Origin of the sequence: Kitasatospora gansuensis (assembly GCF_014203705.1) — a bacterium.
GTDB classification, from domain to species: Bacteria; Actinomycetota; Actinomycetes; order Streptomycetales; family Streptomycetaceae; genus Kitasatospora; species Kitasatospora gansuensis.
In genome coordinates this window covers 241,100-261,268 of record NZ_JACHJR010000001.1, presented here as the reverse complement: position 1 = coordinate 261,268, position 20,169 = coordinate 241,100, and the positions used below count along the sequence as shown (strand labels likewise).

Below are 20,169 nucleotides of genomic sequence, written 5' to 3'. Positions count from 1 at the left end.
GCCGATCGGCGTTTCGATTGGCGTGCTCCTGGCAAAGTACTTCCACCATGGGCTTATCGCCGGTTGCCGGTCATCCTGCTGTCGCTGTCTTCCGTGAGCCCCGGGGCGGGCGACCTGCCCCCGTGCTGGGCCCGTGGGTCGCTGCCGAGGCGCAGCGGACCGCGCGCGTGCTTGCCGGGGTGGCGACCCATGCCCGACCTGTGGAGCGGACCGTCGCGCTGCGGCAGGCCGCCGCGGTGGCCGGTGAGTTGGTGGCCGCGCTGTCGGCGCTGGCTCCGGCGCTGGTCGGGGAGGACGTTCCGGCGGAGTCGACCAGTCAGTCGTACTTCCGGGTCCGTGAGGTGGAGCTGTCGGATCAGCAGGCAGCTCTGCACGGTGTTCTCGCCGTCCACCGGGGTCTGGAGGATCTCTGCGAGGCTCCGCTGTCGGGTGCCGACCTGGAGCTGGAGATCGCCGGGATGCGGCAGTCGGTGCTCGACCTCACCGGCGCGGCGCCGGGTGCCGTCCCTGACACCGTCCCTGACCCGGTCGCGCCGGTGGGGGTGCCCGACGCCGCTGCGGGGGCGTCGTTGGAGAGTGCGTGGAGTGCACGGTGGCTGATCGGGCATCAGGTCCATGTCCTGTTCAACGTGTGCGCCGCGGTCGCCGTGGCCGACGCCACCCGTCGCCTGCGGGACGGCGACGGCGATGCCGCGCTGCTGCGGCTGGCGGATGCGACGGTGTACGTGCGGGGATTCCCGGCGGCCATGACCCACGCCAGTACGATCCCGGCCGACTACTACATGGCGTCGATACGCGAGACCATGGCGCCGCCGTCGGTGGACGTCCCGTTGAGTGGGCGTCAGCATCGTGGATACAAGCTGTTCCGGGCGGCGATGAAGCACCTGCTGTCGGTGGTGCCCGACTCCTACGAGGACCTGGCGGCCCGTGATCCGGAGCTGGCCGAGGCGCGGGGCGCCCTGCTGGAGGCCGACATCGTGGACGGTGAACGGCACGTCACCCTGGCGTACTCGATGGTGCACCTGCGGCGTTCCATCGCCCAGAAGCCCGAAGGCCCCGACAACGCGGTCGCGGAACTGCGGCTCATGCGCCATCGCCGCGCGGCCCAGTACGCCTCCCTGATCCGGTTCGGGGACCACTACGTCGCCGACGCGGTGGCCGGTCTGCGCCACTCGTGAGTCCGCGCGTCCGCCGTCCACACCCCCTGGCAGGAGACCTGATGCCCGAGACGACGCACGGCACCGCCCGCAGCACCGCCGCGGCCGACTGGGAACTGGATCCGGCCGATGCCGGCGCGTGCGAGCGGCTGGCCCGCACCCTGTGCACCGGCGGGAAGAGCGACCAGGTCGACAGCCCCGAGTGGGTGGCCCGGGCCCGGGACGCCTGGGACGACCTTCCGGCACCGCTGCGCCGTGAGGTGCGCCGGTTCCGGAGGCACTCCGGCCCGCACGGCACGCTGGTGATCGGCGGCCTGCCCGTCGATCGAGCGGGCCTGCCCGCGACGCCGACCGTGCTCGGGTCGGTCCAGCGCGAGGCCACCGTCTCGGCCGCGCTGCTCACCATGGTGGCCTGCGGGCTCGGCGACCCGCTCGCCTACCTGGCCGAGAAGACCGGCGCCCTCGTGCAGGACGTCGTACCCGTGCCCGGGCAGGAAACCTTCCACGGCAACGCCGGATCGGTGCCGCTGTCCTTCCACACCGAGAACGGCTTCCACCCCCACCCGCCCGACTATGTGGTCTTCCTCTGCCTGCGTGCCGACCACGACCGGATCGCCGGCATGCGCGTCGCCGGCATCCGCCAGGCCCTGCCTCTCCTCACCCCGGCCGGCCGACAGGCCCTGTTCGCACCGGAGTTCATCACCACACCACCGCCGTCCTTCGGCCCCGACGCTGCCACGAGTGAGCCCGTCGAACCCCGACCGGTGCTGTCGGGAGCGGCCGATGATCCCGACATCCGGATGGCCCAACTCGTCACCACCCCGATCACCCCGCGGGCCACTGCGGCGCTGGCCGAGTTCGGCCGCGCCTGCGAGGCGAGGGCCCGCACCCTGCGACTGACACCCGGCGACCTGGTCATTCTCGACAACCGCGTCACCGTCCACGGCCGCACCGCCTTCCGCCCCCGCTACGACGGAGCGGACCGCTGGCTGCAACGCACCTACGTCACCACCGACTTGCGCCGCTCCCGGGACCACCGCCCCGATGACGGTCACGTACTCGCCCGCTGAGCACACTGAGCTTGATCTTTAACCTCGTGTGGCGAGGTGGGCTTGGAGTGTGGGTTCGCGTTTGACGGTCTTTCCGACGCCGTGGCGGGGCGCCGGCTTGCGGTTCTTCGAACCCGCCGGGCGTCCGGGACCGGGACGGGAGGGTTTCGGCACTCGGGCCGGGGGGTGAGGACTTCGGCGCGGATGTTGCGGAACCCACGGCGGACCCGGGCTGGCGTCAACGTAGCCGGCGTCCATGACGAGCAGGATGTCCGGGGTGCCGGTGGTTGTCGGAAGCCCTCGGTTTTGTCTCCGTCGACACTCCTTGAAGTTGATCATCCGGTGAGCCTTGTCCGGTCACCGGTGCACCGGAGATGATCACGGCATGTCCAGCGACCGTCTCATGCGCATTCGCAGTGCCGAGTTCCAGGCCATGGCCGAGAGGGTTCTGCGGGTCACCGAGCTCACCTCCCGCCTGAACGTCCTCCCGTTTGAGGACGAAGTGGGCAAGGCGGAACTGTTCGAACAGATCCTCGGCAAGCCGCTGCCGCCGGGGGTCACGATCTATCCGCCCTTCTACACGGACCACGGCCTGAACCTCGATCTTGCCGAGCGCGTCTTCATCAACCAGAACTGCACGTTCCTGGACTACGCCGGCATCCGGATCGGCGAGCGGGTGATGATCGGACCGAAGGTCACCTTCATCACCAGCGGCCACCCGGTGGATCCCGAGGAGCGGCGGTTGTACCTCACCGGCGCACCCATCGACGTGGCGGAGAACGTGTGGATCGGTGCCGGTGCCACGATCCTCCCCGGCGTCACCATCGGCCGGGATGCCGTGGTCGCCGCCGGCGCGGTCGTGGCCGACGACGTTCCGCCGGCCAGCTTGGTGACCGGCAGCAAGGCAACCGTGCGCCGACAGTGGTGACGACCGCTGTCGAGCGCCAGCCGGGTGCGGGGCCCCGCCCCTGACAGGGCGTCGGGGGCGGGGCCGGTGGGGGTCAGCCCTTGGCGAGGGCTTGGAGGCGGTCGTAGGCGCCGTTGAAGTAGTTCTGGTCGCCGGGAGGGTGCCGACGGTGGCGGCGTAGCGGGCGATCCAGAGCGGGTTGGTGGTGGCGAAGCCGGCGTTGTTGCCGGTGCAGGTGGTCCACCAGTCGGTAGTGGAATGTACAGGGTTGCTCCTTGCCGCGGGGCAGCTCGGATGTCCGGAGGCGTCCAGTTACGCGTCCTGCCGAGCTGTGGGCTTTGCCCTGCGAGGTGCCGCCGCCGGCACTGGGCGAAGGCGGACGCGAGGAGTTGGCGAAGCGCGTTCGCGAGGTGCTGATCGGCGGCTACACCACCCGCGCCGCGCTGGCGGAGCTCGCTGAGAAGGTACCTGGTCATCGCGGACCGTCGGCCTGTGTCGCGGGAGCAGGCCGAGGTGCTGGCCGGCCGGATGTGGCTGGAGCGTGTCGCCGAGCAGGCCGACTGGTGGGGGGAGACCGACCCGGAGCGGCTCACCCGCGCGTTTACCGCCTTGGCGGAGGCCGATATTACCGCCCGTGAGAACTTCACGTGCTGCCGCATGCTGCGGCGAGTTTGAGATCGGGGGTGAGGGCGGGCCCGACGCTCGTGGCTTCGGGACACGTGTTGCGAGCAGTTCAGCGCCGTACCCACTCATACGGCGGTAAAGCGTGTCAGCTGCGCGCGAGGTCGGTTGGTCGTGCAGTGACGTACTCACGGCATCGACGGGCCAGGCAAAGAGATCACGTCGTGGGAGTGGGCGAGGCTGGCGGTGGCGAGCGCGGCTGGGAAGGTGGCGTGTTCGTCGAACAAGCGGCGGTTCGTGAGGCTGTGTCACCTGTTGGACCGTTCGTTTCAGGCTGACGGGTGCCATCCGGGCACTGTCGACATCGTCAGTGGGATCACCAGGTTGCGGCAAGGCCCTGCGACACGGTTGAACAAGAGGTGTCAGCAGTGCCGGATCATCCGGAAGCGGTGTTCACGATGTTGGGCCCCGGCGGGCGTCGCTTTGCTGACCCTGGGGCGTGGGCGGTGCTGGAGCGGGAGATCGGTTGTGAGCTCCCGTCGGGCTACAAGGACTTCGTCGACGAGTACGCGCCGATCAAGGTCGATGGGCACCTGCACTTCAGCCACCCGGCGACAGGGACGTGGAACCTCCTGGAATGGATACGTGAGACGGATCAGGCATTCCGTGAGGTCGACTGGGACGGTTTGCCGCACCCTGAGACAGGAGCTCAGGGCGTCCTGATACCTGCTCTGAGCACCGACTTCGGGTTCTACGCGTTCCTCGCCTTCAGCGACAGAACGTCGGGGTGGAGCATTGTGATCCATGACCGGGACGAGGGCGGATGCTGGGAGCACGCGATGAGCTTCGCCGAGTGGCTCCACAGACATCTGGTCGGCGAAGAAATGATCCACCCGGGCGGTACATACCTCTATCCCGGCCCCGTCGAGCTGGAACACCCTCCGATGTCGCCAGGCGAGCGGCACTTGTCCTGGTATGGACCGGGGCGCGGCATGTGACAAGCAAGGCTCGGGCTCGCGGTACGTATGGAAACGCGCCCTATGCAGCTGCTGTGCCAGCACCCTCCTGGTAGAGCTGGCCGATCATGCGGTTGAAGAGGTTGCGCTGAGGGGCGGCATGCCAGTCACCGTGGTGGTCGCGTCGACGTCGGTAGTGGGCCTTGGCGCCGGGGGAGGCGGTGATGGCGGAGAAGGCCCAGAGGTAGCCGGCGTGATTGAGGCGGTCGTTCTCGACTCGTCGTCTGACCGCACCGTGTTCCTCCACACCCGCAAACGCATGGGCCGACTCCTCGACTCCACCGGCCGCGCCACCGGGCACGTCCCCTTCTCCCTGCCCCAGGTCTGACGCCGCTTCACCTGCCGACCGGCGATGTTCTCGGTGCGGGCGACCTGTGTTCGGAGTTATCTAGCGGAGTTGACCGGGCGGTAGCCGTTGAGACCTTGCCCGGTGACTGTCAGGGGTTGTCATGGCCGACGCCTCGGTACGGGGCGCGGCTGGGTGGCAGTCCGGCTTCGCCTTCCAGCCGGGCCAGGGTGAGTTGGAGCCAGGCGATGTAGGCGGCGGTGGAGGCGTAGCCGTGTTCGTGGGCGGCGAGGTGGAGTTTGCGGACCCAGGTGGTGTCGATGTCGGGGATGGGGTCGAGGCCGAGGGCGGTGAAGTCCATCCAGCCGGGCTCGCCGAAGTGGGCAAGCCGGTAGTCGAGTTCGGTGCGCAGGACGGCGATCGCGTACTCGGGACCGAGTTGACCGGCGAAGAGGAAGCGCAGTTGGAAGTCGGGGTCGGCCGGGCGCGGTGACGGCTCGTACGGTGAGCGGGCCCAGTCGAGGAGCGCGTCGCGACCGCCTGCGGTGAGCCGGTAGACCTTGGCGTCGGGGCGGCCTTCGCGCGGGTCGACATCGAACTCCGCCCAGCCGCTGTCCACCAAGCGCGGAAGTGTGCGGTAGATCTGCGGCAGTTGCACGTCGTAGCCCAGGTACTTGCCCTTGCCGTCCATCCACTTGCGGATGTCGTAGCCGGAGACGGGCCGAAGGGCCAGTAGACCGAGGATCACGTGCTCCAGGCGCATCGGCTGCTTCCTCCGGAAAGTGATGGATGGGTGTCCAGGCACCCCATGCTACCCGGCCGGGCTTGACGCGCTGCGTCGATAGCTATAGAACTCGGTATCTATCAGCGGCCCAAGGCGACGAGCCGAGCCGCGTTCCGAGGGAGACGAGGGAGCGGGAGCATGCAGTCGCCGTCCGCCAGCCTGAGGACCCCCTTGGTGGAGCGCCGCCATGTCGATCTTCAGCGGGTCGCCAGCGCGCTCTGTCGACGCGTTTCCTGAACACCCGTCACCCAGCCCCCTCAATCTTTCGACTCCGGGCCCGCGCCGATTCCGCGCCGGGCCCTGTTCAGGAGCGCACAGTGTCCACGCCCGATCAGAAGCTGTCCCGCCGTGCCTTCGGCGGAGCCCTCGGAGCCGGGGCGGCGGCAGCCGCCGTCGGCCTGCCCACCACGGCCGCACACGCGGAGGGCGCCAACTCCCGTGCTGCCACGCAGGAGCAGCCGTTCCGCGCCGCGCGCGGCCGCCACTCCAAGCGGCCGAACATCCTGTTCATCCTGGCCGACGACATGGGCTGGAGTGACCTTTCCTCGTACGGGTCGCCCGAAATCAGGACCCCCAACCTCGACCGGCTCGCCGCCCAGGGCGTACGGTTCACCGACGCCTACGCCGGGTCCGCGACCTGCTCCCCGACCCGGCTCAGCCTCTACACCGGTCGCTATCCCGGGCGGATCAGGGCCGGGTTGGACGAGCCGATCCTCGAGGATGCCACCGCAGGGCTGGATCCGACCCACCCCACCCTCGCCTCACTGCTGCGCGGCAGCGGCTACGCGACCGCGATGATCGGCAAGTGGCACTGCGGCTTCCTGCCGGACCACTCGCCGACCAGGTCGGGCTGGGACGAGTTCTTCGGGAACTTCGCCGGAGCGCTGGAGTACTACTCCAAGCTGGCCAGCAACGGGAAGTACGACCTCTACGAGGGTGAAGTCCCCTACCAGGACCTGCGGTACTACACGAGCATCCTCACCGAACGCGCGAGCCGGTATATCGAGCGCCGGCACGAGAAGCCGTGGCTGCTCAACCTCAACTTCACGACGCCGCACTGGCCCTGGATCGCCGAGGGCGACACCGAAGAGGCCGCCCGGCTGGAGAAGGCCGTCCGGTCGGCCAACACCACCACCGCCCGGCTCGCGCTCGCGCATCTGGACGGCGGCTCGCTGGACAAGTACCGGCAGATGGTCGAGGGCCTGGACCGCTCCGTCGGCGAGGTCCTCGACTCGCTGCGCCGTTCCGGGCAGGAGCGCGACACGATCGTCGTGTTCGCCAGCGACAACGGCGGCGAACGCTACTCGCACACCTGGCCGTTCAACGGCGCCAAGTCCTCGCTCCAGGAGGGCGGCATCCGGGTGCCCACCATCGTCCGCTGGCCGGCTCGTATCGACGCCCGCCAGGTCAGCCGCGAACCGCTCTTCACCCCCGACCTCACGGCCACCCTCCTGGAGATCGGCGGTGCCCGCCCCGCTCCCGCCTTCGCCCTGGACGGCGTCAGCCTCGCCGGATACCTGCTGCGCGGCGAGGACGCGCCGCAGCGCGACCTGTTCTGGCGGGTGAGGGGAGAGCGCGCCCTGCGCCGGGGGACGTGGAAGTACTACCGCGCCGACAAGGCGAAGAACGCCCTCTTCAACGGCCGAGACCAGCTCTTCGACCTCAGCCGGGACCCCAGCGAGTGGGCCGACCACTCGGCCCGGCAGCCCGCACTGCTCGCCGAACTCAAGGCCGCCTGGGAGAGGACCAATGCCGGGCTGCTTCCCTATCCCACGCCGGCCTAGCCCGGCCCGTCGATCCGGAGTCCCATGCACGACGACGCCAGCGCCGCGCCGCTGCGCCAGGAACATCAGGTGCCGGCTCAGGGGACTCCGGATCCGCCCGCTCCGGTGACCGGGCGTCGTCGCAGCCGTCTGCGGCGACGCCTGGTCACCGGCATCGCGGGGGTCCTCGTCCTCGCGACCGCCGCCGGGGCCGCCGCGCTGTGGGTGCTGACCGGTAGGTTGCTCCAGCCCATCGACGACACACCGCTGAACATCCGCATCACGGCCGCGACCCCGGACACCGTCACCCTGCCTGCGGATGACGCCAGCCGCGCCCCCGGCGTCTACGGCCTCACCTGGCAAGAGGACGGCACCGGGCAAAGGCACTCGGGCCGGCTCGGACCGGTCCTCACCCAGGACAGCCGAACCGTCACCCGTGAACTGACCGCCGACACCGTACCCACCGCGGGCGCCAAGGCGAAGATCTCCGTCACCATGTGGGCCACCGACCCGAAGCAAGCCGTCGGCCTGGACTACCAGGACGTCACATATCCCGGCGAACTCGGCCCGATGCCCGCCTGGTTCGTCCCCGGCAGCACCAGCACCTGGGTCATCCAGGTCCACGGACTCGGCGCAGGCCGCTCCGCAGGACTGCGCACCATGCCGAAACTGCACGAACTCGGCCACCCCGTCCTCGACATCACCTACCGCAACGACCCCGGCGCACCCCACGACCCGGACGGCACAAGAAAGTTCGGCGACACCGAGTGGCGGGACCTCGACGCCGCCGTCCGCTACGCCCACGACCAGGGCGCCACCGGCGTGGTGCTGTACGGCTTCTCCATGGGTGGCGGCATCGTCGAGAACTACCTCCAGCGCACCGCCGACAGCAGCACCGTACGCGCCGTCGTTCTCGACTCGCCCGCACTCGACTACCGCGCCGCCGTCCACACCATCGTCGCCGGCCTCCAACTGCCCTCCCTCATCGCCGACATCGAGACACAGGTCCTCCAACTGCGCTCCGGTGTCGACCTCGACAACGTCGACGTCCTGGCCGGCAACCGCCGCACCGGCGGCCCCGAACAGCCCGTCCTCGTCCTCCACGGCACCGACGACACCCTCGTCCCCTACGCCACCAGCGCCGAGTTCGCCCGCGACTGGCCCGGCACCGTCAAACTCACCACCTTCCCCGGCGCCGGCCACACCGCCGCATGGAACGCCGACCCGCTGCGCTACGAGAACCAACTCGCGGACTTCCTCCGACAGCACGCCTGACCGGCCGAGCCGACCCCTCCAGCCCGGCCGTGGAGTCCGCCACAAAGCAACCGGGCGACGCTTACACGGGTCCTTGCGGGAGCATCTTCGGGCGGCAGTTGATGGACAATTTGATCGTTCCGGTCCAACGACCGGACTACGGCCACGCCCGTTCGAGCGGGCTCTCGTCTTCTCGCCGGGTGTTGGCGCCACCCCGCACCGTTGAGGGGGTGTCAGCCCTTGGCGAGGGCCTGGAGGCGGTCGTAGGCGCCGTTGAAGTAGTTCTGGTCGCCGGGGAGGGGGCCGGAGTCGGCGTACTGCCAGATGGTCTGGAAGGTCCAGCCGGCGGGGAGGGTGCCGACGGTGGCGGCGTAGCGGGCGATCCAGAGGGGGCTGGTGGTACCGAAGCCGGCGTTGTTGCCGGTGCAGGTGGTCCACCAGTCGGTGGTGGTGTAGATGACCGGGTAGCGGCCGGTGCGGGTGTGGACGGTGTTGCTGAAGTCGCGGATCCAGCTGACCATCGCGGCGCGGGTCAGGCCGTAGCAGGTCGCGCCGTACGGGTTGTACTCGATGTCGAGGGCGGGCGGCAGGGTCTTGCCGTCGGCGGACCAGCCGCCGCCGTGGTTGACGAACCAGGTGGCCTGGGTGGCGCCGGTGGAGACGTTGGGCAGGGCGAAGTGGTAGGCGCCGCGGATCAGTCCGGCGTTGTAGCTGCCGTTGTACTGCTGGGTGAAGTAGGGGTTGGTGTAGTTGGTGCCCTCGGTGGCCTTGACGTAGGCGAAGCGGGCGCCGTTGGCGGCGGCGCCGCTCCAGTTGACGTTGCCCTGCCAGCTGGAGACGTCCATGCCCTTGGTCTGGGTGACGGCCAGGCTCTGCAACGGGGTGCCGGATCTGCCCTCGTGGGCCGCGACGGTCGAGCCGGCGTGGTCGAGTTCGGGGTGGAAGTCGGCGGGCGTGCGGTCGTGGCCCGCCGCGTGCGCGGGGACGGCGGCGAGCAGCAGGGCGCCGGTGGCGGCGGCCAGGGTGGCGGTGCGGAGGAGACGGAAGGTGGGCACGGGCACTCCTTCGAGTCAGGTGGGGAGCAGCAGGCTAGTCATGCCCCGGACATGGTCACCATGGCGCGTAGAACACATGACGAAGGGTCGGCGGATGTGGTCCGACACCATGGTGAAGTCCGGGAATGGTGCTGTGGCACGATGCGAAGAGGGCCGGTGGTCGGCCCGGGAATGCGAGAGCGAACGATGACGTCGGAGACCTCAGAACTGACCTTCCGTCCGGCCGGACCGGCCGATGTGGCCGCGTTGGTGGAGCTGGTGGAGTCGGCCTACCGGGGTGACGCCAGCCGGGCCGGCTGGACCACCGAGGCGGATCTGCTGGACGGGCAGCGGACCGACGCCGAGGGGGTGGCCGCGGCGATCGCGGCGCCGGCCGGCGTGGTGCTGCTGGCCGAGCGGGAGGGTGAGCTGCTGGCCTGCTGCCAGCTGGAACACCGGGGCGAGACGGCGTACTTCGGCATGTTCTCGGTGCGGCCCACCCAGCAGGGCGGCGGCCTGGGCCGGGCGGTGCTGGCGCAGGCCGAGCTGGTGGCGCGGGAGCGGTGGGGGGTGACCGCGCTGGAGATGACGGTGATCGTCCAGCGGGCCGAGCTGATCGCCTGGTACGAGCGGCGGGGCTACCGGCGGACCGGCGAGTTCTCGCCATTTCCGTACGGGGACGAGCGGTTCGGTGTCCCGCGCCGCCCCGATCTGCGGTTCGAAAAGCTGATCAAGGGGATCTGAGCGGACATTCCCCCCTGGGTGACGCACCGTCAAGCTCCGTAGCTGCTGGCCCGATTCATGCGGCGTTCACGATTGGTCCAGACCAATGTGGCAGGCTGGCGCGAGCACGGTTCGTTCACATCGAGCCCAGGGGGGCTTCCTTCCGCATGCCCGTACGCCGACTGACCCCACCCGCTCCCAGTCCGTCAACGACAACCCGGCCGGCGCCGCCCGACGGCGAGGAGCTCTACTGGTACTTCGGTCCGCAGCGCCGCTGGGTGCTGCTCTGCTCCGCGCTCTCCTACGCCGGGGCCACCGTGACGCTCGGGCTGTTCGCCCTCAGCCGTCCGCTGCTCTGGCCGTTCCTGCTGCTGGTGCTGCTGAACGGGGCCACCTGGCTGCTCGGGATCGGCGACGGCCAGCGCCAGCGCCGGTACTCGCAGGACAGCCACCAACTGCTGCTCCGCGCCTGGCGGCCCGAACGGGTGCCCTCGGTGGACCTGTTGCTGCCGACCTGCGGCGAGCCGCTCGACGTGCTGGCCAACGCCTACCGGCACGTGGCCGCGCTGCGCTGGCGCGGCGAACTCACCGTCCGGGTGCTCGACGACGCGGCCAGTGCCGAGGTGCGCGAGCTCGCCGAGTCGTACGGCTTCCGCTACCACACCCGCCCCGACCTGGGCCGGTTCAAGAAGGCCGGGAACCTCAACTTCGGTCTGGCCCACGGTGATTCCGACCTGGTCGCGGTGCTGGACGCGGACTTCTGCCCGCGCGCCGACTTCCTGGACCACCTGGTGCCGTACTTCGACGAGCCCGGCACCGGCATCGTGCAGAGCCCGCAGTGCTTCGACACCGATGCCGGCATGAGCTGGCTGGAGCGCGGCGCGGGCGCCACCCAGGAGGTGTTCTACCGCTGGATCCAGCCCTCCCGGGACGCCCGGGACGGCACCGTCTGCTGCGGCACCAACGCGCTCTACCGGCGCAGCGCGCTCCAACTCGCGGGCGGCTTCTACGAATCCGACCACAGTGAGGACCTGTACACCGGGCTGGCGCTCGGGCGGCACGGCTTCCGCACCCGCTACGTCCCGACCCTGCTGGCCAAGGGCCTGTCGCCGACCGGCTTGTCCGCCTTCATCAGCCAGCAGTACCGCTGGTGCCTGGGCTCGCTCGCGCTGCTGCGCGACCCCGAGTTCCACCGCAGCCCGCTGCCCAAGGGCGCGAGGCTGTGCTTCTGGAACGGCATCCTCGGTTACCTCAGCAGCGCGGTGAACGTCTTCGCGGTGCCGCTGCCCGCGCTGATCCTGCTGTTCTTCACCCCCGAGCGGATCGAACCCTGGCAGGTGCTGCCCTTCCTGCCGCCGCTCTGGGTCTCGCTCGCGCTGCTCCCCGCCGCCTCCCGGACCCGCTGGCGGTTCGAGGTCACCCGGGTCCAACTGCTCAGCGGGCTCTGCCACGTGGTCGCCCTGGTGCACGCGCTGCGGCACCGCAGCGCCGACTGGGTGCCGACCGGCGCGATCGCCGGCCGGTCGGCGCTCGGCCGCACGGTGGCCCGGATCGGGGTCGGCTGGCTGAGCCTGTGCCTGACCGCCGGAGCCGTCGGCCTGGCCCGGGCGGTCGCCCGGTACGGCTGGCAGCCCTACTGGGCGCTGGCCGCCCTGCTCGCCCTCACCACCTACACCGCGCTGCCCGTGCTGACCGCGCTCTGGGCGCTGCTGCGCGGCCGCGACCAGGTCCGGGGCGGCAGTGCGAGTGGCACCACCGAGGCGTTCGGCCGGCCCGAGGCGCTCGCCGTGACGGCGGTGTTCGCGCTCGCCGCGCTGCTCGCCACCGGCTGGGCCGATCCACTGTTCTGACGCACCGTCAACTCCAGCCTTGCGCGTCGCCCCACCGGCGCGGGACCGCCTGCCAGGTCACCCCAAGGGCCCGGCGGCACACCCACCGAAGCCGTCGCGAGGAGCACCACCATGACCGACCTGATCACCCTGTCCCGGGCCACCGCGGCACCGCCGCCTCCGAGGCTCAGGACCGCGCCCGCGGCCGGCTTCCGCGCCGACCTGGAGGGCCTGCGCGGCGTCGCCGTCCTCGCGGTGCTCGGCTTCCACGCCGGAGTGCCCGCGCTGACCGGCGGCTACGTCGGGGTGGACGTCTTCTTCGTCCTCTCCGGATTCCTGATCACCGGTCTGCTGACCGGCCAACGCCCGCTCGGTTTCCGGGAGTTCTGCGCCCGCCGGGCCCGCCGCATCCTGCCCGCCGCCGCCGTGGTGCTGACCGCCACCGCCGTCGCGGGCCGGCTGCTGCTCGACCCGCTGCGCGGCACCGACCTGGCCCGCGACCTGCTCGCGGCGGCCGGACAGTTCGCCAACTGGCGGTTCGCCGGGCAGCACACCGACTACCTGGCGGCCACCCGCGATCCGAGCCCCGTGCTGCACTTCTGGTCGCTCGGCGTGGAGAACCAGTTCTACCTGCTCTGGGGCGCCGTCCTGCTGCTCGCCGCCAGGTGGCGCAGACTCGCCGTGCTGCTGTTGACCCTCGGGGTCGGGGCCGCCTCCTTCCTGCTCTGCCTGCGCTGGACGGCCGACGCCGCCCCGCTCGGCTACTTCTCCACCGCCACCCGGCTCTGGGAGTTCGCGCTCGGCGCGGCGGCCGCCCTGCTGTACGGACGGCGGCTGGTCGGCGCCGCCGTGCTCGGCTGGCTCGGCCTGGCGGCGGTGATCGCGGGCGTGCTGCTGTACGACCGGAGCACCCCGTTCCCCGGCAGCGCGGCCCTGCTGCCGACCCTGGGCACGGTCGCGCTGCTGCTGGCCGGTCCTGGCGGCCGCTGGTACCAGGCCGGTTCGCTGCTCGCGGTGCCACCGCTGCGGGCCGCCGGGCGGATCTCGTACTCCTGGTACCTCTGGCACTGGCCGCTGCTGGCGGTCGCCGAGGCCAGGTACGGGACGCTGTCGCTGCCGGTGGCCGTCGCGCTGGTGCTCGGCGCCGCGCTGCCCGCCTGGCTGACGCTGCGTCTGGTCGAGCTCCCGCTGCGGCGCGGCACGGCCGGGGCGCCGCGCAAGGGCCTCGCGGTAGGCGCCGTCGCGCTGACCGTACCGCTGATCGCCGGGCTCACCCTGGGCGGCGGAGCCGTCCGGGCGCTCGGCGACCCGGGGGACGCGGCGGCGGTCCCGGCGGGTGCGGCGAGTGGGCCTGGCCTGCTGGTGGTGGGTGGTCAACTGCCGGGTCTTACCCCTTCGTTGGCCCGGGCCAGGACGGATTTCCCGCCGGGCGAGGGCTGCGAGATCCCGTTGGCCGCCGAACAGAGCCCGACCTGCCGGTTCGGCACCCCGAACGCCCGGCAGAAGATCGTGCTGCTCGGCGACTCGCACGCCGGGCAGTGGATCTCCGCCCTGCTGCCGCTGGTCCGCGAACGCGACTGGGCCCTGGAGGTGCTGGTCAAGCCGGGCTGCCCGCTGCCGACCCTGACCGTGCAGAACACGGTGCTCGGCCGGGAGTACACCGAGTGTGACCGCTGGCGCGAACACACGCTGGCCCGGCTGGCCGGCGGCCCCGCCCCCGAACTGGTGGTGCTGGCCGGGCTGAACCGGTACGGCGACCCGGCCGAGCGGGCGGCCGGCTGGGCCACCACGTTGGAGCGGCTGCGCGCGCTCGGCGCCCCGCTCGCGTACCTGGCCGACACCCCGATGCCCGGCAAGGACATCCCGGTCTGCCTGGCCGCCGAGGAGGACTGCACCTTCCCGCGCAGCGCCGCCTTCGCGCCCGAACCGCTGCTCACCGACGGGCTGGCGGCCCGGTACGGCGTCCAGGTGCTCGACTACCGGCCGCTGCTCTGCCCGCCGCCCGGCGACTGCCCGCCGGTGCGCGAGGGCGTGCTGCTGTACCGGGACACCGGGCACATCACCAACACCCTGGCCGCCACCCTGGCGCCCCGGATCCGGCAGGACCTGGTGGCGGCCGGCCTGCTGCACTGACCATTCCGTCAGCCGCCGTACAGGCTCCGGCAGACCCGGGCTTCTTCGGAGCCGGGTGCCCACTGGCCGAGGCGCTCGGCCTCCGCGCAGACCTGGAGCGAGGAGAGCAGATCGGGGGAGGACGGGGGCGGCGACGCGGGGGCCGCGCTCGGCCGGGGCGCGCGGGAGGGCTTCGCGGGCTTCGGGGACCGGCTCTGACGCGGGGTCGGGGAGGTGGAGGGGGTCTCGGAGGGTGGTGGCGGGCTGCTGCTCACCGGTACGGGCACCGGTGGCGGTGGTGGCAGCAGGACGGGGGAGGGAAAGCCGAGCGGGCTCGGTGACGGGGTGTCGAGGACCGGCGGCGGCGCGGGCCGCTCGGCGTCCGGCGCACAGGCGCTCGGCAGCCAGCAGAGCCCGGCCAGCACCACCACCCCGCCCGCCACCCAGGCCGCCCGCCGCCGCACCCGGCGGCGCCGCGACGGCAACGGTGTCACCGGCGGCTCCCACGGGGTCGGTGGCGGTGGCTGCTGCTCCCAGCCGTACTGCCAGGGTGCCTGCCACTGCTCGCTCACGCCGCTCCTCCCACCGGGGGACCGCCGATCGGCCGGTGGCCCCCGTGCTCAACGAGCCACCGGCCCGGGCGGAGCGGGTGACAGGCGGTCAGTAGCGGGCGGGTTGTGGCAGATACGTCCGCCCCAGGCGCGCGGGCACCTGGGCCGGGTCCCACCCACGGGGCGGCAGACGGGTGGTGATGCTGCGCCAGGTGGGGGTGGTTCGGGTGCGAGGGGTGGGTGGGCGGTCGATGCTGGGCGGTATGGAGACCAACACCGATCGTGATCCCGCCGCCTCGCTGGTCGAGGTGGCCGAGTTCCGGACCGACAGCCGCTACCGGCTGGTGCACTTCGCGGGGGCGGGGTGGGAGCCGCTGGCGCCGGAGGAGTTCGAGCCGCGGGTGCGCGAGCACTTCCCCGACCTCGACCCGCACGACGCCGTCAAGGTGCGCTGGGCCGACCGCCCGTGGGAGTGGCCCGCCTGGCACCCCGGGGAGGCCTGACGGACCGTAGGCTGGCCGGATGACAGCCGGGGGCGGATGGCAGGGTGGTTGGCAGGCCGGGTGGACCGGCGGGCAGCGGGCCGTCCAGCTGGGGGACGTGGCGGACTTCAACGCGCAGTTCGGCCGGCCGGGTGCCGGGGCGTTGCGGCAGGCGCACCACTACTCGTGCCTGGCCGCGTTCTACACCCCGGACCCGGCCGTGCTGGTGCTGCCGCTCCAGGTCGAGCCGGAGTGGACGGACTGGCTGGCCCGGGAGCTGGGCTGGGGGCCGGTCGAGGTGTACAGCGGGATCGCGCCGGACACCGGGCTGGCCGAGGCACTGGCCGCCCGGCCCGGTCTGCGGGAGCGGATCGCCGAGTCGGGTCTGCCGGTGCGGGGTTGGGGCGGCACAGGGCCGGTGGTGCGGCGGTTCGAGTCGAAGGCGGAGTCGCACCGGCTGTTCCGGCGGCTGGCCGCCGACCACCCGGCGATCCGGGTGCCCGAGCAGTGGGAGCCCACCTCGTGGTGGCGGCTGGCCGGGCTGGTCCGGGCCCGGGCCGCCGCCGGTCTGACCAGCGTGGTCAAGGCGCCGTACGGGGTCGGCGGCCACGGTACGGCCGTGCTGACGCCCCGCCAGGTCCGGGCGGCGGGCGGGGCGCTGGCGGCGTTGCGGGGGCTGCGGGCGGAGACCGGCCGGGCGCCGCTGCTGGAGGAGTTCGTGGCGGGGCACGGCCCGCTGCGCGACCTCAGCTTCGACGGGGTGATCGGCCCGGACGGTGAGGTGTACCCGGTGGGCACGGCCGTGATGCACATCGAGGGCACCGGCTACCGGGGCGCCACCGTCGGCCCGGACGCGGTGCCCGCCTCGCTGGCCGGGCCCGCCGCCGCGTTCGGGATCGCGGTCGGCCGGGCGCTGGCCGAGGCGGGGCACCGGGGCTGGTACGACCTGGACTTCGTGGTCGACCCGCTGGGCCGGCTCGCGCCGACCGAGACCAACCTGCGGCTGACCGGACCGTCGGTGGCCTTCATGCTGGCGGCCCGGCTGGGCGGTGCGGGTCGGTACGTCCGGACGCTGGATCAGCTGCCGCTGGGTGCCCGGCTGTCGCAGCCCGCGCTGCTGGCCCACCTGGCGCGGGTGGCCGAACGGTGCGCGGCGCTCGGGGTGGGGCTGCTGCCGACCATCCCGACCGCCGGGTTCGACCCGCTGCCGTTCGCCGGGGTGGCGCTCTGGGCCGACGGCAGCGAGCAGCTGGACGCGGCCGAGTACCTGCTGCGGGCCGCGAACCAGGGGCTCGCGGACCCGTTCGCGGGTGTGCTCGGGGAGGGCTGACGGTTGTTCAGGCGGCGCTGAAGGTCGGCCGGGTGACCGGTTCGACGAAGAAGACCTGACCGCCCCGGCCGACGCAGCGGGCCATCACCGCCTCGGTGCCGGGGCCGGTGCCGTCGCCGACGATCCCGGCGCAGCCCTGGCCGTCCACCCGGAGCACGTAGGTGCCGCTGCCGGCCGGTCCCGACGGTTCGACATGGAAGTGGCTGCCCTGGGCGCAGTCGTCCATCGGCTCCAGCAGGCCGAGGCCGGGGCCGTCGGGGAGGGCCTTCAGGCAGCCCTTGCCGTAGTCCGGGTGGTGCCACTGGATGTGGTACTCGTCGCCGCCCAGCGGCTCGAGCAGGGTGGCCTGCGGCCCGGCCTCGCCGCAGGGGCGCTGGACCGCGACCAGCGGCGTGTACCGCTGGTCGTGCACCCGTCCGTCGGTCAGGCAGAGTTCGGGCGCGGTGACCGGGCGGATCCGTACCCACCCGGTGGGCAGCACGGCCGGGGCGGCGACGGACTGCTGCTGCGGTGCGGCGGCCGGGTGTTCGGTGTGCGGGGGCGTCAGGGCCCAGACCGCCACGGCGGCGGCCAGGGTGAGCGCGGCGACCAGCGGCAGCCGGGGTATCCGGCGGCGCGGCGGTGCCTGCACCACGGCGGTGGCCGGCGGCTGGGCGAGCGCGTTCCTGGCCCGGAGCCAGTCCGCCTCCCGGTCCGCCGCGCCGCAGGCCCGGACGAAGGCGGAGAGCAGCTCCGGGCGCGGCAGCGAGCGGCCGTTGAGCACATCGGCGAGCGTGCTGCGGGCCAGCACCATGCCCTGTTCGGTGGCCCGTTCCTCCAGCTGGCGGTACGTCAGGCCGGTCTCGTCCTTGAGCTGCCGCATCAGCGCGATGAACCCGGCCGTATCCTCGGCCTGGTCCGGCGCCACCCCGTTTTGACTGTTCATGCGTCATATCCTGGCCAGCGCGCGGTGATTCGGCAATGCCCCCCCTGGGCACTGTCCGGTGTCGATCCGGACAGGCCGCTGACCAGCCCGGACAGCCGCGCGCTGTCCGGGACAACGGAAAGTCTGGACCGGAGCGGCGCCGGGCTGCCAACGTTCGGGCCGTATCGATCACGAGTGAGGAGTGAGGCCATGCAGCCCCGACTGCGGTCCCAGCACTACGACTTCAGCCTGGTGGCGGGCCGGCCCGGCAGGGGTCAGCGGTCCGCCGGGCGGACCGGCTGCCAGGCCAGGAAGCAGACCAGTACGGCCGCCGCGGCGATCAGCGAGACGTTGAACCCGTAGACCAGCGCGGCCTGCCGGGGCCAGTCGGTGGCCCGGCTGATCCGGTACCAGTTGTCCTGCGGCCACCAGGCGGCGAGCAGCCAGGTGACGGCGAACCGGGTGAGCAGGGTCAGGCCGGGCGGGCGGCCGTTGCGGGCCAGCAGCGGGCCGCTCAGCAGCAGGAAGGCCAGGCCGAGGCCGAAGCCCAGCCACTCGATCAGGTAGAGCAGTTGGAAGAGCTCGGCCCACAGGGACGGCACCCTGGACACGTCGGTCGAGCCCGGCCAGAGACCGTCCGTCAGTGCGGCGGCGGCCACCGCCCCGAGGGCCGAGACGGTCGCCCAGCCGACGGCGTCCGCGCCCGGCCGCCCGGGCCGCGTCGGCGGGCGACCGCCGCCCTTGCCGCCGCCGGAGCGGGCCGCTTTGGCCGAGCCCGGCTTCCGCAGCCCGGGCGCGGCGTGGTCGCGCGGTGCGGGCAGCGGCAGCGAGCGGGTGTCCAGCTTGCCGGCCCGGGTCCTGGGCAGCGCCGGGAGTGCCACCACGGCCTCCGGCAGCAGCCGCTCGGGCAGCCGCTCGGCCAGGTAGGCCCGGAGCGCCCAGGGCTCGGCCCTGGCCCCCTCGGCCGCCACCACGTACGCGATCAGCTCGGTCTGCCGGGGCCCGGTCTCCACCTCGGCGACCGCGCTCTCGCGCACCTCCGGATGGCCGCGCAGCAGCACCTCGACCGCCGCCAACGAGGCGGCCGCCGACGGGTCCTGGCCCTCGGCCCGGCCGACGAACTCCAGCAGGCCGTCCGGCCGCAGCACCCCGATGTCGCCGGTCCGGTAGACCCGGCCGCCCTCGTCGAGGCCCTGCAGGAAGCGCTCGGCGGTGAGTTCGGGCCGCTTCAGGTAACCCCGGCCGACACCCGGCCCGGAGAGACAGATCTCGCCCGGGGTGCCCGGCGGCACCGGCTGCCCGGCCGGGTCCAGCAGCCGGATGCCGGTGCCCGGGAAGGGCCGGCCGATCAGCGACAGCCGCTCCGGGTGCTCGGGCTCCTCGGCCAGCGTGGCGGTGTCGAACCAGGCGCTGTCCACCGCCGCCTCGGCCACCCCGTACACGTTGACGTGCCGGACCCCGGGCCCGAGGTAGCCCTGCAGCCGCAGCTGCTCGTCCAGGTACCACTTCTCGGCACCCACCGAGAGCAGCCGGACGCTGCCCAACTCCAGTCCGAGCGGCTGGAGATGGGCGAACAGGCGGCGCAGGGTGTACGCGTTGGTCTCCATCACCGTGATCCGCTCGCGCAGGACGAGCTCGTGCAGCTCGGCGGGGGAGGCGGTCCGGTCCAGGGTGAAGTTGCGCTGCGCCAGTACCAGGACGCCACCGCTGCACAGGGCCCGGATCCAGTCGGCGGTGAAGACGTCGAACTCCAGTGTCGCGGTCTGCAGGAACCGGTCCTCGGCGGTCAGCCCGTACACCTCGCGCCAACCCTGGTAGGAGTGCAGCAGGTTGCGGTGCTCGATCAGGGCGCCCTTGGGCAGGCCGGTGGAGCCCGAGGTGTAGAAGACGCAGGCGAGATCGGCCGGTCCGGCGCGGTCCGGCAGCGGGCCGTGCCGCTCGGGGAGCTCGACGGTGTCCAGGCAGAGCACGGTCCGCCGGGCGGCGTCGGTGAGCCGGACCCGGTGCGCCTCCTGGGTGATCACCACCAACGGGTCGGCCTCGGCCAGCACATGACGGATGATCCGGTCCGGGCCGGTCGGCTCCAGCGGGACGTAGGCCGCCCCGGTCTTCAGCACCGCGAGCACGGCGGTCAGCAGGTCGGGCGTGCGGCCGAGCGCGACGGCCGCGAACTGACCGCCGCGCAGCCCGAGTTCCCGCAGATGATGGGCCAGCCGGTCGGCCCGTTCGTCCAGCTCGCGGTAGCTGAGGCGCTGTTCGCCGCAGACCAGCGCGGGTGCGTCGGGAGCGCGTCGGGCGTGCTCCTCGAAGAGTTGGTGAACCGTCCGGCCCTCGATGTCGTGCACTGCTCCGCCTTCCCCCGGGGGG

At 72.3% G+C, this 20,169-nt stretch carries 17 protein-coding genes and 4 pseudogenes; 13 read left to right on the top strand and 8 right to left on the bottom strand.

Annotation, left to right across the window (positions count from 1 at the left end):
• The first annotated feature begins 47 nt into the window (after positions 1-47).
• Both F4556_RS01275 and F4556_RS01270 read left to right on the top strand, forming a co-directional pair.
• Positions 48-1,178: a 3-methyl-L-tyrosine peroxygenase-related protein gene (locus F4556_RS01275; protein ID WP_184910873.1), complete on the top strand. Its 1,131-nt coding sequence runs from the start codon at positions 48-50 to the stop codon at positions 1,176-1,178.
• A gap of 41 nt (positions 1,179-1,219) precedes the next feature.
• Complete coding sequence (locus F4556_RS01270) at positions 1,220-2,227, top strand: clavaminate synthase family protein (protein WP_184910870.1); 1,008 nt, start codon at positions 1,220-1,222, stop codon at positions 2,225-2,227.
• A gap of 18 nt (positions 2,228-2,245) precedes the next feature.
• Here F4556_RS01270 and F4556_RS37780 read toward each other — a convergent pair.
• Positions 2,246-2,457: pseudogene (locus F4556_RS37780) on the bottom strand (NF041680 family putative transposase); the annotation flags it as partial.
• 134 nt (positions 2,458-2,591) lie between these two features.
• Between F4556_RS37780 and F4556_RS01265 the strand changes: the two are divergent.
• Entirely contained in the window at positions 2,592-3,134 is a 543-nt protein-coding gene (locus F4556_RS01265) for a sugar O-acetyltransferase (protein WP_184910868.1), read from the top strand.
• A gap of 73 nt (positions 3,135-3,207) precedes the next feature.
• Here F4556_RS01265 and F4556_RS39685 read toward each other — a convergent pair.
• Positions 3,208-3,389 (bottom strand): annotated as a pseudogene (locus F4556_RS39685) (hypothetical protein); the annotation flags it as partial.
• 71 nt (positions 3,390-3,460) lie between these two features.
• Here F4556_RS39685 and F4556_RS01260 point away from each other — a divergent pair.
• A pseudogene (locus F4556_RS01260) lies at positions 3,461-3,825 on the top strand (DUF6891 domain-containing protein); the annotation flags it as partial.
• A 337-nt stretch (positions 3,826-4,162) separates the two neighbouring features.
• Complete coding sequence (locus F4556_RS01255; RefSeq protein ID WP_313068099.1) at positions 4,163-4,732, top strand: SMI1/KNR4 family protein; 570 nt, start codon at positions 4,163-4,165, stop codon at positions 4,730-4,732.
• Between the two features lie 40 nt (positions 4,733-4,772).
• Here F4556_RS01255 and F4556_RS01250 read toward each other — a convergent pair.
• Both F4556_RS01250 and F4556_RS01245 read right to left on the bottom strand, forming a co-directional pair.
• Positions 4,773-4,982: pseudogene (locus tag F4556_RS01250) on the bottom strand (hypothetical protein); the annotation flags it as partial.
• Positions 4,983-5,187: 205 nt separating this feature from the next.
• A complete protein-coding gene (locus tag F4556_RS01245) occupies positions 5,188-5,799 on the bottom strand; it encodes a PadR family transcriptional regulator (RefSeq protein ID WP_184910866.1) in 612 nt (203 codons plus the stop codon).
• Positions 5,800-5,958: 159 nt separating this feature from the next.
• On the opposite strand from F4556_RS01245, the gene F4556_RS39680 reads away from it, so the two are divergent.
• The 3 genes from F4556_RS39680 (at position 5,959) to F4556_RS01235 (ending at position 8,858) form a co-directional block, all read left to right on the top strand.
• The gene (locus tag F4556_RS39680; protein ID WP_376775643.1) at positions 5,959-6,057 is read left to right on the top strand and encodes a putative leader peptide; all 99 of its coding nucleotides are present in this window, start codon (positions 5,959-5,961) and stop codon (positions 6,055-6,057) included.
• An 80-nt stretch (positions 6,058-6,137) separates the two neighbouring features.
• Positions 6,138-7,604: a sulfatase family protein gene (locus F4556_RS01240; RefSeq protein WP_313068098.1), complete on the top strand. Its 1,467-nt coding sequence runs from the start codon at positions 6,138-6,140 to the stop codon at positions 7,602-7,604.
• Between the two features lie 24 nt (positions 7,605-7,628).
• Positions 7,629-8,858 carry an alpha/beta hydrolase family protein gene (locus F4556_RS01235; protein WP_184910862.1) on the top strand — a complete coding sequence of 410 codons (1,230 nt, stop codon included), beginning with the start codon at positions 7,629-7,631 and terminating at the stop codon, positions 8,856-8,858.
• A gap of 212 nt (positions 8,859-9,070) precedes the next feature.
• Here the strand turns inward: F4556_RS01235 and F4556_RS01230 are convergent, their stop codons facing one another.
• On the bottom strand, positions 9,071-9,898 hold the full coding sequence (locus F4556_RS01230) for a lysozyme (RefSeq protein WP_376775642.1): 828 nt from the start codon (positions 9,896-9,898) through the stop codon (positions 9,071-9,073).
• Between the two features lie 180 nt (positions 9,899-10,078).
• Between F4556_RS01230 and F4556_RS01225 the strand changes: the two genes are divergently transcribed.
• The 3 genes from F4556_RS01225 to F4556_RS01215 all read left to right on the top strand — a co-directional run bounded on the left by F4556_RS01225 (position 10,079) and on the right by F4556_RS01215 (position 14,556).
• A complete protein-coding gene (locus tag F4556_RS01225; protein ID WP_184910860.1) occupies positions 10,079-10,615 on the top strand; it encodes a GNAT family N-acetyltransferase in 537 nt (178 codons plus the stop codon).
• Positions 10,616-10,761: 146 nt separating this feature from the next.
• Entirely contained in the window at positions 10,762-12,444 is a 1,683-nt protein-coding gene (locus F4556_RS01220; protein WP_184910858.1) for a glycosyltransferase family 2 protein, read from the top strand.
• A 111-nt stretch (positions 12,445-12,555) separates the two neighbouring features.
• Positions 12,556-14,556: an acyltransferase family protein gene (locus F4556_RS01215; RefSeq protein ID WP_184910856.1), complete on the top strand. Its 2,001-nt coding sequence runs from the start codon at positions 12,556-12,558 to the stop codon at positions 14,554-14,556.
• Positions 14,557-14,564: 8 nt separating this feature from the next.
• Here the strand turns inward: F4556_RS01215 and F4556_RS01210 are convergent, their stop codons facing one another.
• Positions 14,565-15,107: a hypothetical protein gene (locus F4556_RS01210; RefSeq protein ID WP_184910854.1), complete on the bottom strand. Its 543-nt coding sequence runs from the start codon at positions 15,105-15,107 to the stop codon at positions 14,565-14,567.
• Between the two features lie 242 nt (positions 15,108-15,349).
• Between F4556_RS01210 and F4556_RS01205 the strand changes: the two genes are divergently transcribed.
• Both F4556_RS01205 and F4556_RS01200 read left to right on the top strand, forming a co-directional pair.
• The gene (locus F4556_RS01205) at positions 15,350-15,589 is read left to right on the top strand and encodes a hypothetical protein (RefSeq protein ID WP_184910852.1); all 240 of its coding nucleotides are present in this window, start codon (positions 15,350-15,352) and stop codon (positions 15,587-15,589) included.
• Between the two features lie 19 nt (positions 15,590-15,608).
• Positions 15,609-16,898, top strand: coding sequence for an ATP-grasp domain-containing protein (locus F4556_RS01200; protein WP_184910849.1), 1,290 nt, complete (start codon positions 15,609-15,611; stop codon positions 16,896-16,898).
• Between the two features lie 7 nt (positions 16,899-16,905).
• Here the strand turns inward: F4556_RS01200 and F4556_RS01195 are convergent, their stop codons facing one another.
• Together F4556_RS01195 and F4556_RS01190 are read right to left on the bottom strand one after the other, a co-directional pair.
• Positions 16,906-17,823: a helix-turn-helix domain-containing protein gene (locus tag F4556_RS01195; RefSeq protein WP_184910847.1), complete on the bottom strand. Its 918-nt coding sequence runs from the start codon at positions 17,821-17,823 to the stop codon at positions 16,906-16,908.
• Positions 17,824-18,077: 254 nt separating this feature from the next.
• Positions 18,078-20,147, bottom strand: coding sequence for an amino acid adenylation domain-containing protein (locus F4556_RS01190; RefSeq protein WP_184910845.1), 2,070 nt, complete (start codon positions 20,145-20,147; stop codon positions 18,078-18,080).
• Between the last annotated feature and the right edge of the window lie 22 nt (positions 20,148-20,169).

Bases quoted from the DNA above. Each gene is read 5' to 3' on its own strand.
- F4556_RS01245 (WP_184910866.1), bottom strand. From the start codon at position 5,799: ATGCGCCTGGAGCACGTGATCCTCGGTCTACTGGCCCTTCGGCCCGTC.
- F4556_RS01235 (WP_184910862.1), top strand. From the start codon at position 7,629: ATGCACGACGACGCCAGCGCCGCGCCGCTGCGCCAGGAACATCAGGTG.
- F4556_RS01275 (WP_184910873.1), top strand. From the start codon at position 48: ATGGGCTTATCGCCGGTTGCCGGTCATCCTGCTGTCGCTGTCTTCCGT.
- F4556_RS01215 (WP_184910856.1), top strand. From the start codon at position 12,556: ATGACCGACCTGATCACCCTGTCCCGGGCCACCGCGGCACCGCCGCCT.
- F4556_RS39680 (WP_376775643.1), top strand. From the start codon at position 5,959: ATGCAGTCGCCGTCCGCCAGCCTGAGGACCCCCTTGGTGGAGCGCCGC.
- F4556_RS01200 (WP_184910849.1), top strand. From the start codon at position 15,609: ATGACAGCCGGGGGCGGATGGCAGGGTGGTTGGCAGGCCGGGTGGACC.
- F4556_RS01270 (WP_184910870.1), top strand. From the start codon at position 1,220: ATGCCCGAGACGACGCACGGCACCGCCCGCAGCACCGCCGCGGCCGAC.
- F4556_RS01205 (WP_184910852.1), top strand. From the start codon at position 15,350: ATGGAGACCAACACCGATCGTGATCCCGCCGCCTCGCTGGTCGAGGTG.
- F4556_RS01265 (WP_184910868.1), top strand. From the start codon at position 2,592: ATGTCCAGCGACCGTCTCATGCGCATTCGCAGTGCCGAGTTCCAGGCC.
- F4556_RS01195 (WP_184910847.1), bottom strand. From the start codon at position 17,823: ATGAACAGTCAAAACGGGGTGGCGCCGGACCAGGCCGAGGATACGGCC.
- F4556_RS01220 (WP_184910858.1), top strand. From the start codon at position 10,762: ATGCCCGTACGCCGACTGACCCCACCCGCTCCCAGTCCGTCAACGACA.
- F4556_RS01225 (WP_184910860.1), top strand. From the start codon at position 10,079: ATGACGTCGGAGACCTCAGAACTGACCTTCCGTCCGGCCGGACCGGCC.